Raw genomic sequence first — 14,043 nt, 5'->3', positions numbered from 1 at the left:
CTTCGTCAAGGGTGTTCTCAAGTCAATTGTGGAGAAGATTGAATATTGTGAAGATAGTTAACATCATTAACGCCCAGTAGCGGGTGTGTTTACCTTTTGTTAAGACTTTAAAGCCTGTTGAGCGCTTGAACTATACTTAAAAGCGGGCCGGTGATGGTGTTGTGTTGACGATGAAGCGGGATAGGTGACGTGATCCAAAGCGGGGTAACCAGATAATGGATTTTGTCAGGTTTGATGCATGCTGAAGTTCTGGGCGGTGGGTAAATAGGCGCTGAAGCGCAATCTCCGCAATGAGGTGGGCTAGTTGAGCGCCGCCGCAAAAGTGCGCGCCTGCTCCAAATGAGATATGACGTATGGGGCTGCGGGAGATATCAAAAATATCTGGATTTGGCGTAGAGCTGGAATCCATATTAGTGGCCGCTAGAAAGCCAAACACGATATCACCGCGTTTAAAGGTGTGATCGTAGAAGGTGAATGTCTCTTTTGCATAGCGTGGGGCCGTCATCTGGGTCGGCGCTGCGTAACGCAAAATTTCTTCAACAGCGTTTGGGGCTTTGGTCCAATCTTGTGTCAGTGTTTTGAGCTGCGTGGGATGGTCAAGCAAACTCATACATCCCAAAGCGATAAGGTTAGATGTGGTCGAATGACCTGCTTGCAACAGAAAATAGGCTAGATGGGCAAGTTCATCTGGATTGATCTCTGCTGTGGTGTCGGGCTGTTGTTTAAGTTGGAAGCAAAGGCTGTCTTGCGGCAACTCATCGGAGGCAAGGAGGTCTTTAAGATAGGCAAAGAGTTTCTTGCCCGCTGATTGCTGGTTTATGCCGCCCAATGGCCCTTCTGGATAGGATATTTGGGTGGTGAGTTTAAGGATATCTGGCGCATCAGTTTTAGGGATGCCCATAAGTTCCATCATGACGAGTGCGGGAAGGGGACGACTGAACTGGGACACCAGATCTATATGCCCCGTTGGAAAACCTTTTGCGGGTATAGCATTGGAGATGAGCGTGTCTGCTAGAGCAGCGATATTGGGGCGAAGTGTTTTAATGCCCGATTTGCGCAATGCCATATCCAGTTGATGCCGGATTGTGCGGTGCTGATTGCCTTCTGCAAGAAAGAGGCTTCCATTGGATGGCTTCCAATCCGGCATGCCGCCCGCTTTGGCGCATATGGGGCTTTTACCAACTTGCGTCGCGTCGGTTGTGAAGCGGTGCGGGCTCTTGAGGAGGTCGATGATAGCTTCATTCGAGGTGGCGAGAAGGGCTTTTCCGATTTTTGGAATTTTGACCGATACCAATGGGCCATTTTTTAAAAGAGAACTGAGCGTTTTGTGAGGTGAGCGAAGATACTGGCTGTCCGTAAAATCAATCTCAGACACTTTTGGTATACCCCTAACAAATCAGATTCTATTGTTCTTCTAACCTAAATTGAATCACTATGAAATAGTAGGAATATCAAGAAGATTAACTATCTTATTCTTTAATTATTCAGTGTTTTGCTGGTGAAATATCCTGTAGAAACCTTGATAGAGCAAGTTGTGTGCAGCACGAATGAGTAGGGTAGGAAAATGAATTTTGTTCAACGACTTAAAAGCGATGTCACCTATGTGCGCGGTTTGTTGAGAATTTTAAATTCTACATCGGATATTACGCCAGACTCCTCAAATTTATTGCCCGATGATTGGGAACGCCTTGCTGATACATATAGCGAGAATGTAGCTATTATTTTTGAAGGCCAATCCCTAACCTATAGGGACGTGGAATTGCGTGCGAATGTGTTTGCCAATTGGGCAAAATCGCAAGGTATTCAAAAGGGCGATTGTGTTGCGCTTCTTATGGGTAACCGGCCCGATTTTATCGCGATCTGGCTGGGCATTGTTAAATTGGGAGCACGCTGCGCGCTTATCAATAACCAGTTGGCTGCAACGCCATTGGCGCATTGTTTGAATATTGTGGATGCTAAATTATTGATCATGGGCGATGCACGTTGGGATCAATATGTATCTGCCAAACCGCATATGAATGAAGATACGCCAGCTTGGGTTTTGGGTAAGGGGGCTCCAGAGGGACGCAATCTGGAAGATGCCTTGGTGCAGGTTTCAAATGCGCGCCCTGATAAAACGCCGCGCTCTGAATTAGTTGCTAAAGATGTTGCGCTTTATATTTTTACGTCCGGCACAACGGGATTGCCTAAAGCGGCGCGTATGACGCATGCGCGATGTCAGACCATGATGCGGTCGATTATGCCTGCGTGTAAGTCTGTGCCAGAAGATAGAGTGATGGTGTCTTTGCCATTATACCACGCCACAGGTGGCTTGGTTGCCGTTGGATGTGCATTTATGGCGGGCGCTGCTGTTGTGATTGAACGCAAGTTTTCTCCAAGTACATTTTGGGAAACAGCGATAGAAACCGGCGCGACGAATTTTGTTTATATTGGAGAAATGGGGCGTTTTTTGATGAATTGCGCACCCAAGCCTCAAGAGCGTCAACATAAGATCACGCGGTGCTTTGGGAATGGTTTGCGGGCAGATGTGTGGAGAGAGCTTGTTGCGCGTACAGGTATTTCACGCATTTATGAGTTTTACGGCGCAACAGAGGGCAATGTAAATCTGCTGAATTTGGACGGAAAAGTTGGGGCGATTGGGCGTATTCCTGCTCTGGTACGGCATAGATTGCCTACTCGCCTCATTCGGGTTGATAGCCAAAGCGGGGATGTTTTGCGGGATGAGGATGGCTTTTGTATCGAAACTAAACCCGAAGAAGTGGGGGAGGCGATTGGGAAGATCAATCCGAATGACAACCGGGGGAGGTTTGAAGGGTATCGCGATAAGTCGAAGAATAAAAACAAGATTTTGACGAATGTGTTTGAAAAAGGTGATGCCTATTTCAGAACAGGCGATCTAATGCGTCGTGATAAGGATCAATATTTCTTTTTCGTTGACCGTCTTGGGGACACGTATCGTTGGAAAGCTGAAAATGTGTCTACCAATGAAGTTAGCGAAGTGTTGTCTGCCTTTGACGGGGTGAAGCTTGCAAATGTGTATGGCGTTGAGGTTCAAGGCCATGAAGGGCGGGCTGGGATGGCGGCGATACAAATTGAAGAAGGTTTGGATTTTGCGGCACTTTGGGCGCATGTGAAGACGCAATTGCCTGAATTTGCGAGACCTGTCTTTTTACGTTTATTGGATTCGGGACGCACGACGGAATCGTTTAAATTTAAAAAAGTTGAGCTTGTCGAAGAAGGGTTTAACCCTGAGAAGGTCGATACCGAACTATATATTTCCTCCAAAGAGTTGGAGACTTTCGAAGTTTTGACGCCGCAGATTTATGCCGATGTGTTGAGTGGGAAACGTCGCGTATAGTCTTTTCGTACGTCCCATAAAAAACGCGCCGCTTTTGAGTAAGGGGCGCGTGTAAGTGGGGAGTTTTTTTCTGTAAATTATTGTAGATACAGGTGACTAGCTTGCCATGGCTGCATCAATTTCATCTTGGTAATCACCCATTAGGCGGTGTAGCAAAAATTTGTATGTCATCATTTGTTTGCGGACAAAAGCGCGTTCATCGAGGGACATTTGTGCGCCAGTATCGGCTGGTGTGAGCTTTGACCAAACAACATCTGCGATGCTGGCAAGAGGCGCTAAATCTGTCCATGCAGCATGTGCATGTATCATTGTAAATTGATCACTTGCTTGAGCATAGCAAAGCGGTGTTTTGCTATGGAGTAAGCGCATAAACCCTACAATCTCACCTTCCACTTCAAGCAGTGAAGAAATTTCTTCTTCGCGAATACTTGCTTCTGTCTGCATAAGGAGCATCCCCAGTTGTTCTACAGCCCTCAAATTCGTCTATGTGGGGAATATAGGGATATAAAGTTAAAAAAAAGGTTCTTTTAATTTGTATTTTGGGGATATTGATCAAAACGTACAAGATGGAATTCACCAAGGAATGTATTTGAAATCTGTATTCAAGGATGTTTTCCTAAGTATTTGAAGTAATAATTTGCCGATTAATTGGCTGCGACATTTTGGTCTTGAGTGTAAATCCCACGAGCTTTCTTGCAAGCGTGTATGAGGGGGGGAGGTTGGTTATCTTGAGTTTGGTAACTATTTCGCAATTTGCGTAAGTTAACTATCCCCTTACGTACACATGTGAATTTCTCGGGATGTAGAAGATGGGTTTTGATGCAACGGGCGGAAAGCCATATAAAGGCGGGCAGGATAGTCCTATCTGGTATGCCGTTATCGGTGTGGTGGTTGTGTTATGCTTTGGGCTTGTTTGGTTGGGCCCCAAAATATTTGGCAGCAAGCAGCCGAGTGTAAATCTGACAATCTCCGAATTAGTAGAAGGGCGCTCTATTCCTGAAGCTGCCGGCCTTTTGAATGAATATGGCTTTCAAGATGAACTGACGAAATCTGTATTGGTGAAAATGCGCCATGTAGATGAAATTGGACATGCAAAGCTTTTGACGAAAATGGCTGAAAACGCACAAGCAGGCGTGAGTAAGACCGAATTGTCGATGATGATTTTGGATTGGAGTAAACGCTTTGCCCACCAGCAAGCGGAAACCATATATAAGGCTGATATCTCCTATTTCGATCAGTTCTTACTCTTGCTTTCTGAGGTGTCTTTGGGATTGCAGGCGCAAGGTGAAACCGCGTGTGAATTGGGCGGGCTATATCGGATTTCGCAAAACCCGGACCTGTCCTCAAAATACATGTATTATGATAGTCCCTATTATCAATTCTCTATGCGCGCGACACTGCTTATGCTTGGCGCTGTCGAGGGTGGTTTGGTAGCCCCTCAGTCATATGGTGAACTGACTGACGATGACCGTGCTCAATTATCTGAGCTGGTGATGATGCTTGCGGCTAATCCTGAAGGATTGAAGTTCCTAGATATTTTGCTAACGCCGCCTGCGAAAAAGAAAAAGATTGAACCCGCTCCAGATGATGCGGCTGTCGTAAACTTGCAGCAGCCCGATGTTATGATTATCGAAGACGAACACAATTTTGATGGTGTGAATGTGTGTGAACAAGCAGATAGTCTAATTGCTGGATTTCAAGCATTGCCGGTTGAAACTCGTGCGCGCTATTGGGCGGCAGGGTTTAAAGAATAACCTATTTGTCGAACCTTATAATTTAAGTCATCCTCGCGTCTCATTTCTGTCGATGTTTGAGCGTAGAGAGTTGGTGTAATGACACATGCCCATTTTAGACCGAAGAGATTGCACCATGAGTGATAAGAAAAGTGAAACTGGCCTTGGTGCGTTTCAAAAGGCGTGGGAGGCGTTTGCAGAAAAGACATCTCCGGTCACATTAGATTGGTCGCGACAGTTCACAAAACTTCGTGGGCAATTTGTGCAAATTTCGCAGAATATAGAACGCGACTTACCGCAGATGCAGGCCACTGAAGATATTGAAATAGACGGCGGTGAGATTGATGGAGAGGTGGGGCGTATTGGTGCGCGGATTTATACGCCTCATTCTGCCAGACACCCAGTTGGACCAAGCCTTGTTTTCTTTCATGGCGGCGGCTTTGTGTTGGGTGATTTGGGAACAGCAGATTCAACATGTCGGCGGCTAGCGGATTTATCGGGCTGTCGGATATTGTCGGTCGATTATCGCCTCGCGCCAGAATTTAAGTTTCCATCTCAGATTAATGATGCTGTGGCAGCGTATAATTGGGCGGTATCGCATGCGGCTGAATGGGGCGCGGACCCAGATCTAATAGCTGTTGGCGGCGATAGTGCGGGTGGTAACCTCGCAATCAATGTTACACGGGCTGCTCAGGAGGGGTTATGCCCTATGCCTGTGTATCAATTATTGATTTATCCGCTAACACAATTTGTGGACTTAAAAACAAAAGGTGTGAAATTCCAAGAAGGAAGCTTTTTCTCTCCGGCAGTTTTTGACTTTTGCAAAACGGCCTATCTTGATGAGGGGCAGGATGTGATGGATCTGCGCGTGTCGCCGCTATTTCATTCTGATTTTCGCGGATTACCACCTGCGCATGTTATTACGGCTGGCTGGGACCCTCTGCATGATGAGGGACAAGTCTACGCTGAAAAATTGCGTGCGGCTGGCGTGCGGACAACAATGGAAAATTTTGCTGATTTACCGCATGGTTTCTTCAATTTTACGCCCGTGTCTAAACCTGCGCGCGATGCAGTTGAAGCGACAGGACATATTCTCGCTGAAGCGCTAGGGCGTTTATAGGCGGTCTTTAACTGTGTGATGCAGGGATTGCGTATACGGTAGAATATACGAAAAGAGCGAGCTGATATCAGCTCGCTCTTTTGTTTTGAAGCTATTGGAAAAGACTATCCTTTAATGGAGAGCTCTAGACCAACTAGACGTCCTTTGTTGAGGGGTGAGAACGTGCCAAATGGTGTTTGTGTATCACCACCTGCTTGGGCCTCATCCAACAAGTTTTTACCGTAAAGTGACAAGGAAATACCATCAGCTGGTGTGTTCCAAGTAATGTCTGCATTGACCATATCAACAGCATTGAAGAATCCAATATTGTTGTCAGTGTATGCAGAGCGGTCACGGTGTTGGTAGTTTGCAGTTGTAACCAAAGACCCAGCATTGCCGAGTGTTTGATCCCATACAAAACCAAATCCGTATGTCATTTCAGGTGTACGTGGCAATTCTAGATCATAATCTGATGGTTGAACCACACCGCCAATAATATCTGCTGTTGTCGCAGCTGAAATCGGGAATTTGATGTCTGTATATTCCGCATCAATATAACCAACATTGGCAGAAATTAGGAATGAATCTGAGATTGCGAAGCGACCTTCAAGCTCTACACCCTTCATCTCAGCATCTGCGGTGTTGTAGATGAGCTGAGATACACCCGCTGTTGGGCTTACAACGTTGATCTCACGCTGAAGATCTGTCGCTTTGTTGAAGAATACAGCTGAGTTTAAAAGGAAACGGCTGTCAGGTGTTTCGTATTTGTAACCAACCTCAAATGCATCAATGGTTTCTTCGTCGAAATAGGCATTTCCGTTATTGATAGTTGCATTCAACGTTAGGAATGCAGTTGGGTCAGTGATACGGAAGTTGTAACCACCCGAACGGAAACCACGATTATAAGACGCATAGAGAAGCGATGTGTCTGTCGTTGCATACTCTAGGGCAACTTTAGGCGTTACGCTGCTCCAGTCATTCTTATCTGCTGTTTCCACCGCACATGTTCCGTCGACGACAGAACAAGGAACGCCGCCACGCTGGGCTGTAATGATTGGAAGAACCCAAGAAATTTCAGCGTCTTTTTCTTCATATGAATAACGTAAACCCACTTGCGCGCTTAGGCGATCAGTGAAGTCATAGTCAGCTTGTGCATACACACCGAATGAAGAGTGATCCTGCGCACCACCACCTGTGAATGGCATGCTGCCTGGTGGAAGAAGCGGGCTGACGAGAGGCGCAAAAATATTACGGCGTTCGTCTGACTCAATCGTTTGATCAAGATAGAACACACCTGTTGTAAGGGTGAGGTCTCCAAAAGAACCATTGTAGCGCAATTCATTAGAAAGTTGCTCGTGAACAGTGTCAGACAGAGCGTCAAATAAGAAGCGCGTTGTTGAATCTAGGTCAGTGCTCGTTTTGTTGCGATAGTCGCGATATCCAGTGATGTTTGTAATTGTACCATCACCAAAAGGGACGTCCCAATCCAAACGCAATGAACCAAAAGTGGTCTGCATGTCATAGAAGCCACGATTGTCGATGGCGAAGTCGAAGCTGTCGCGGTCGAAAATTGCACGGTTTTGAGATGCAGGGCCGTCACCGCTAAATTCACCATATTCGACTTTGGCGAGGGCAGTAAAATATGTCGTAGGCATAAATTCTAATGCACCACGAATTATTTTTGCGTCGCCTTCACCGTGGTTTTCATTGTTTGCGAGGTTTTTGAAATACCCCTCATCATAGTTGTAATAGGCAGCAATTTTACCGTTCAATTTGCCTTCGATAAGTGGGCCAGAAACCATGCCTTGAACGTATGAATTTGGACCGCCGCGACCTTCATCAATCGGCGCTTCTGTTGCGACCTTAAAGTCATACTTAAGAGTGTCAGTCGGGTTTCCTGTATTGATGGCGACAACACCACCTACAGTATTTCTACCTTGAAGGATTCCTTGCGGTCCACGTAGGATTTCAATGCTATCAAGGTCGAACATGTCCATGACCACACCTGTGGCTGAACCGAGTGCAACACCATCAACGACAACACCTATGGTTGGGTCGATGGATACGATAGAAGAGTTCACTCCAAGGCCGCGCATAGAGAAGTTTGCAGAGCCTTTGGTTGTGCCTAAATCAGTAAGTGTGACGTTGGGTGCGGAGAAGGATACATCCTCCAGGTCTCTTACTTTAAGCGTGTCTAAAGAGTCTGCATTGAATGCTGTGACCGACGTGGCAATATCTTGCACGTTTTCAGGGTCTTTTTGCTTGGTTGCAGACACAGTAATGGTCTGCATCATACGCTGAACAGCGGTTTGACGACCATTGTCTTCATCTGTGGTTTGTTCTTGCGCGATAGCCAATTGAGACCCAAGGGTTACGATTGAGGCTAGGCAGGTTGCGCCACGTAGGACGGCTTTAACTTTAGTCATGTTTTTTCCTCCCAATGGGTGCACGTTTATGGTTCGTGCTATATATTTTGTTTATCACACCAGAAAACAAGCAGTTTACAAATTTTGTGAGTCTATGCGGGCTTAAGTTGTAAAATTCGCATCTACTTCATCGTCTCCAATAGCGGATATAAAAAATGTCACATAAGTCTCATAAAGACACAAGGTACAGGGCTGCTCAAAGAATCAATGAAGTCAAAGAGTTGATTTCTATTGCAACCACATGTGCTGATTTTCCGACCGCGACGTTACGTCACTTCAACGATAAATTGTTAAAAAAGATTGGATTTTTTGAATTTTCTTCAAAAGAGTTGCAAAAATATTTCTGTTTTTTTGCCCCATTACCCGAGAATCTGCCCGAACCACTTGCTCTTGCATATCATGGTCATCAGTTTGGTGTTTATAATCCCGACATCGGAGACGGACGCGGCTTTTTGTACGCACAATTTTTAGATGAGGAAGATCGTTTACTTGATCTTGGTACTAAAGGTTCAGGGCAAACACCATTTTCTAGAAGTGGTGATGGGCGGTTAACATTGAAGGGTGGCGTAAGGGAAGTTTTAGCCACTGAAATGCTTGAATCACACGGCGTGAATACATCTAAAAGCCTTACACTTTTTGAGACTGGCGAACAGTTACATCGTGGAGATGAGCCTAGTCCTGCGCGCTCGGCTGTGCTGGTGCGATTATCTCATAGTCATATCCGTTTTGGGAGCTTTCAGCGCCTTGCATATATGGAAAATCATGATGGTATAGCTGAGCTCGTCAACTACTGCGTGCGGCATTATCATCAACAAGCACAGCGCGAAATCTTTGCGAATACTGTTGTTGAGTTTTTTCGCGCAGTAGTGGTGGCGACTGCGGATATGATTGCAAGCTGGATGGCTGCTGGCTTTGTGCATGGTGTGATGAATACAGATAATATGGTCATCACAGGTGAGAGTTTTGACTATGGTCCCTATCGTTTTTTACCTCACTCCGACCCCAATTTTGTGGCGGCATATTTCGATCAGGGAGGGCGCTACAGGTTTGGGCGTCAACCGGATGTAGGATTGTGGAATCTGACCCAATTGGCAGGGTGTTTGTTAAGTCATTCCACGGTGCCAGAGCTTGAAGCGGTATTGGAAGAGTATTCGCATGAGTATAGGGCCGCCTTTAGAAAGCATATCTTCCGAAGATTGGGTATTCTTCCTGTTTCAGAAGAGAAAGATGGGCAATTACTACAAGAATTGTTGACGTGGTTGACGCAAACTGGGGCGGGTTTCGAGCAAACCTTTTTTGATTGGCAAGGCGGCCCCGCGAGTGAAGCGCGTGCTAAGAATAGCCCTCAATCTAACTTTTATTCTAAGTCAGACTTTTCTCCTCTACGCGCTTTGTTAATGGCGCAGACCCCTATTGATGAGGGACGTCTGGAACATGCTTATTATCAAGCAGACACACCTGTAACGCTTTTAATAGATGATATTGAAAGACTATGGGAACACATTGATAAGGAAGACGATTGGGCTCCTCTTAACCGACATATTGAATGGATCCGGCAGTATCGAGACGCTAATTCTTGAGCTGTAAATTATGCATCCAAAGTTGCATGAACAAGATAGGTAAGTTTATTAACCGTTATTTGTTACTAGAAATAGATATATGAGAGTATTCCTATAAGGATGCCTAGTTTCTGGTGATGAGTAATGGACAGCGGACCTGAGTTTAAGGCCGATTTAGATATAGAGGCTCTGGAGTTTTTCTTTAACTCCGTTGATGAGCATTTTGCTATACTAAATGCCGATGGATCTGTACGGCGTGCGAATGGCGCGTTCCGTAGATTTGTCGCGCCTGCTGCTGGGGCTGACAACGTTTTATTGACTGCCTATTTGGCAGAAGAGTGCCGCGAGAAATTCAACGCTCAATTAGCCAATCTTAAACCGATGGAAACGGTTAAAGAGCTGCGTTTGACGATGCGTATTGGATGGGATGTGAGGCTGGTCCAAGCATCTATAAGTAAGTCATCATCTAATCTTATTTACTTTAGCGCTGTTGATATCACGCATGAAGTTAGACTTGAGCAAAGACGTAAAGAAACAGATTCCGCTTTAGAGCAGTTGGAATTACTTGTTGGTATTGGTCGATGGACTATTTCAAAAACAAAACCAACTTTCTGGTCTCCTGGCATGTTCCGTATGTTGGGAATGGATGAAAATTCAAAACCGCTTTCTTACTCTGAATATGCTGAAATGGTGTCGAAAGAAGATTTAGCAAAGCTATCTGAAGCATTTGTTGGGTCTCAAGTGAATGCCAGTTCGCAAACTGTTACATGTACAATAAATTGCCCTGATGGTCAGGCGCGTGTTCTAGAGCTGGCAGGTTCACCAAATTATGCAGATGATGGGTCTGTTGATGGTGTAAGTGGTGTTGCGCTAAACAAAACAAATAATATCAATGCTTTAAAATCTGCGATGCGGACGGATACATCTGCCCAGACACTTTTAGAGCTGGCCCCGATGGGGATTGCTATTGTTGACTTGGCGGGAAAGATTTCACTCGTGAACCCAGCGCTTGCAAAGCAATTGGGGAAATCAGAAACATATGTATTGGGCTCTAAAATTGCCCAATTGTGGGATCAAACACCGGAACGTTTGCATGAGAGCGTATCTTCGGCCTTATCAGGACAGCTAATTGAGTTGAAGCGCGTACAATTAGTCAATGAAGGCCAAGTTCACTGGGTTGATTGGACATGTGCGCCTTGGAAAACCCTTGAAGGTGAAATCTGTGGTGCAATTTGCATCATTAAAGATGTAACCAAGGAAGTAGAGAGAGTTCGGCGAACAGAAGCTTCGCATAAACGAATGGAATACGGTCTGTCTCTTTCTTCTATGATGGTTTGGGAAATTGACCTTGTAAACAAAACGCTGGAAATTGAGGGTGACTGGAAGCCGTTTTTTAAAACGAAACCCAATCTGAGCGAGCTGTCCAATAGTTTATTTAAGTCCGCTCATGAAGATGACAAAACGCGTGTATCTAAGCTGTGGAAGCAGCATTTATGCACGGGGTCTCCAATTCAGATGTCCTACAGGAAGGACAACGCAGTTGGTCGCGAAATTTGGGTGTCAGTTGCATCTCGGCAAGAGTTGAATGACAGCGGACGTGCCATTCGCATGATTGGTTCTATGCGTGATATTACGGTATCTCAAAAAGCTGATTTTTTAAGTGCGCAAGTTGAAGAGAAAATCCAAATGAAGCATGGCGCTAAAGCAGCGCTTGTGCGGAAGGTTGGAGTTGGTGTAATTAAACAGGCCGAAAGCATGATGGAATTGTCCACTATGCTGCAACGTACTGGTGTGAATGAAGAACAAGCGAGTATGCTACGTTTGTTAAAAACGTCAGCTAGCGCTGTTGCTGAGGCTATGCAAGGGGTTGAGCGCTTTGCAGCATTGCATGCATTCCCCTTCAAGGCGGAAACATCTGAATTTATCCCAAATAAACTCGTGGCAGCTTGTGTTGAGAAAGCCAAGGAGAGCGCTGAATTAAAAGGGGTTGCGTTGGAGAGTGTTAATCTCTCTGGGATGGAGGATACTTATAAAGGAATCCCCGCTGCAATCTCTGAAACTTTGGACCTGATACTACACGAAATTATCAAATCCGCACCTTCTCAAACTCGTGTAATCGTGGAAGCGGATATTGATAATTCGGGGGAAGGGCTCTGCATATTCTCTCTGGGTGTGAAGATTGATGGGTCTGAAAAATTGGTCTCCATGGATGATCTGGTTGAACTCACCAATGATCACTATGAAAACCTGATGCTTGCGACAATTAATGACTATGTTGAGAAGCTGAAAGGCGATGTGTTTTTGCAAGTGGATGGTGAAAATACGTTGCAAATTCTCACGGAAATTCCAATTACGCAGGAATTTGAACGCACATCCAGCATTTCTAAAAATACACGCGTGAATAACCAAAAAGGTCTTTCAGTTCTTGTTGCTGAAGATAATCCGCTCAATCGTCGAGTGCTTGAGTTGTTGGCGATTCAGCTTGAGTTGGATGTGAGTTTTGTTGAAAACGGTGAAGAGGCGCTCGAAGCGATAAAAGCGAAAGCTTTCGATGCGATTATCATGGACACGCAAATGCCGATCATGAGTGGCATTGCTGCAATTCGTGCGATCCGCAATTGGGAAAATTCCAATTCACTCGAACATGTTCCGATAATCGCAGCTATACCGCATATGAGTTTTGCCAAAGTCAGAGAAGCGATGACAGCTGGTGCAGATGATTGTATCGCCAAGCCAATATCGCAGGAAGATCTATTATCGCATTTGAGCGATCTGACTGGAAAAGGTTGGGAATTGCCAGCATCTAAACTTGTGGCGAATGGATGAATTGAGAAAGAAAAAAGGGATTGAAAAGTATCAATCCCTTTGATCACAAGTTTTATATCCTAGAGATATTTATCCAGCGAATGCTTTTTCAATAACAAATTGAGCTGGCGTTGCGTTTGAGCCTTCAACCAAACCAGCATCCAAGCAAAGTTGCTTAGTATCTGCTAGCATTTCCATCGAGCCACAGATCATAACGCGGTCTGTCTCAGGGTTTAAGGCTGGCACGCCTAGATCTGTATACAGTTTGCCCGATGTCATTAGGTCGGTTATGCGTCCTTTGGTGGGGTAGTCTTCGCGAGTGACAGAGCCATAGTGAACAAGTTTTCCTTGCGCTAATTCACCAAGGAATTCATGGTTAAGTACTTCTTCTACAAGGTCTTTTCCATATTGAAGTTCTGCAACTTCACGACATGTATGGGTAACGATGACTTGATCGAATTTCTCATACGTTTCAGGGTCACGGATAACGCTGGCAAATGGCGCAAATCCGGTACCTGTTGAGAGGCAGTAAAGACGTTTACCTGGAACAAGCGCATCATGCACGAGTGTACCTGTCGGTTTGCGGCCAAGTAACACCTTATCGCCAGGTTGAATTTTCTGTAGGCGGGATGTCAACGGTCCATCTGGCACCTTGATGGAATAAAACTCCAACTCTTCATCCCAACTGGGAGAGGCGATAGAGTAAGCACGTAGGAGAGGCTTTCCATTATCCTTGTACAGGCCAATCATTACAAATTCACCGGACCGGAAGCGGAAGCTGTCGGGGCGCGTCAAGCGAAATGAAAACAAGCGGTCTGTATAATGCTTGACCGAAAGAACGGTTTCTTCTGTGGGGCCGTTCGCTGATTTCGCGGGTTTAGCTGTTGTCGCTGCGTCCATTACAATTCGTCCTTAAGCCTGTTCTCGTCGCGCCTAAAATTCACCAACATTGTGTTGAAGAGATCGCTATATAATAGGGGAGCTAAGTCTTCTTGAGTGAAGTTGCAACTAAACTGACCCTTTAGTGTTTGCATAAGTTGCAAAAAGAGTGGGTTTCGTCATG

General features: G+C 45.4%; 9 protein-coding genes. 5 read left to right on the top strand and 4 right to left on the bottom strand.

The window, feature by feature from the left end; genetic code table 11:
- Window positions 1–136: 136 nt before the first annotated feature.
- Window positions 137–1,375, bottom strand: coding sequence for a cytochrome P450 (locus ACFQS8_RS11195; protein WP_382167421.1), 1,239 nt, complete (start codon window positions 1,373–1,375; stop codon window positions 137–139).
- Between the two features lie 189 nt (window positions 1,376–1,564).
- Here ACFQS8_RS11195 and ACFQS8_RS11190 point away from each other — a divergent pair, with 189 nt between their 5' ends.
- Window positions 1,565–3,358, top strand: coding sequence for a long-chain-acyl-CoA synthetase (locus tag ACFQS8_RS11190; RefSeq protein ID WP_382167420.1), 1,794 nt, complete (start codon window positions 1,565–1,567; stop codon window positions 3,356–3,358).
- Between the two features lie 96 nt (window positions 3,359–3,454).
- Here the strand turns inward: ACFQS8_RS11190 and ACFQS8_RS11185 are convergent, their stop codons facing one another.
- Window positions 3,455–3,802: a hypothetical protein gene (locus ACFQS8_RS11185; protein ID WP_382167419.1), complete on the bottom strand. Its 348-nt coding sequence runs from the start codon at window positions 3,800–3,802 to the stop codon at window positions 3,455–3,457.
- 365 nt (window positions 3,803–4,167) lie between these two features.
- Here ACFQS8_RS11185 and ACFQS8_RS11180 point away from each other — a divergent pair, with 365 nt between their 5' ends.
- Window positions 4,168–5,112, top strand: a complete 945-nt coding sequence (locus ACFQS8_RS11180; RefSeq protein ID WP_382167418.1) for a hypothetical protein — start codon at window positions 4,168–4,170, stop codon at window positions 5,110–5,112.
- A 115-nt stretch (window positions 5,113–5,227) separates the two neighbouring features.
- Window positions 5,228–6,211 (top strand): alpha/beta hydrolase, encoded by a 984-nt coding sequence (locus tag ACFQS8_RS11175; RefSeq protein ID WP_382167417.1) that lies wholly within the window; start codon window positions 5,228–5,230, stop codon window positions 6,209–6,211.
- 104 nt (window positions 6,212–6,315) lie between these two features.
- On the opposite strand, the gene ACFQS8_RS11170 is transcribed toward ACFQS8_RS11175, so the two are convergent.
- Window positions 6,316–8,616, bottom strand: a complete 2,301-nt coding sequence (locus ACFQS8_RS11170) for a TonB-dependent receptor (protein WP_382167416.1) — start codon at window positions 8,614–8,616, stop codon at window positions 6,316–6,318.
- A gap of 155 nt (window positions 8,617–8,771) precedes the next feature.
- Here ACFQS8_RS11170 and ACFQS8_RS11165 point away from each other — a divergent pair, with 155 nt between their 5' ends.
- On the top strand, window positions 8,772–10,196 hold the full coding sequence (locus tag ACFQS8_RS11165) for a protein adenylyltransferase SelO (RefSeq protein ID WP_382167415.1): 1,425 nt from the start codon (window positions 8,772–8,774) through the stop codon (window positions 10,194–10,196).
- Window positions 10,197–10,319: 123 nt separating this feature from the next.
- Window positions 10,320–13,001: a PAS domain-containing protein gene (locus ACFQS8_RS11160; RefSeq protein ID WP_382167414.1), complete on the top strand. Its 2,682-nt coding sequence runs from the start codon at window positions 10,320–10,322 to the stop codon at window positions 12,999–13,001.
- Between the two features lie 69 nt (window positions 13,002–13,070).
- On the opposite strand, the gene ACFQS8_RS11155 is transcribed toward ACFQS8_RS11160, so the two are convergent.
- Entirely contained in the window at window positions 13,071–13,880 is an 810-nt protein-coding gene (locus tag ACFQS8_RS11155) for a ferredoxin--NADP reductase (RefSeq protein ID WP_382167413.1), read from the bottom strand.
- Window positions 13,881–14,043 lie beyond the last annotated feature (163 nt).

It is taken from the genome of Hirschia litorea, assembly GCF_042665075.1.
GTDB classification, from domain to species: Bacteria; Pseudomonadota; Alphaproteobacteria; order Caulobacterales; family Hyphomonadaceae; genus Hirschia; species Hirschia litorea.
Note: the sequence above shows the minus strand (reverse complement) of the source record. Positions and strands in the feature narration are given on the sequence as shown.

Coding starts and splice junctions, on each gene's coding strand:
- ACFQS8_RS11190 (WP_382167420.1), top strand. CDS start 1,565: ATGAATTTTGTTCAACGACTTAAAAGCGATGTCACCTATGTGCGCGGT.
- ACFQS8_RS11185 (WP_382167419.1), bottom strand. CDS start 3,802: ATGCAGACAGAAGCAAGTATTCGCGAAGAAGAAATTTCTTCACTGCTT.
- ACFQS8_RS11180 (WP_382167418.1), top strand. CDS start 4,168: ATGGGTTTTGATGCAACGGGCGGAAAGCCATATAAAGGCGGGCAGGAT.
- ACFQS8_RS11175 (WP_382167417.1), top strand. CDS start 5,228: ATGAGTGATAAGAAAAGTGAAACTGGCCTTGGTGCGTTTCAAAAGGCG.
- ACFQS8_RS11170 (WP_382167416.1), bottom strand. CDS start 8,616: ATGACTAAAGTTAAAGCCGTCCTACGTGGCGCAACCTGCCTAGCCTCA.
- ACFQS8_RS11165 (WP_382167415.1), top strand. CDS start 8,772: ATGTCACATAAGTCTCATAAAGACACAAGGTACAGGGCTGCTCAAAGA.
- ACFQS8_RS11160 (WP_382167414.1), top strand. CDS start 10,320: ATGGACAGCGGACCTGAGTTTAAGGCCGATTTAGATATAGAGGCTCTG.
- ACFQS8_RS11155 (WP_382167413.1), bottom strand. CDS start 13,880: ATGGACGCAGCGACAACAGCTAAACCCGCGAAATCAGCGAACGGCCCC.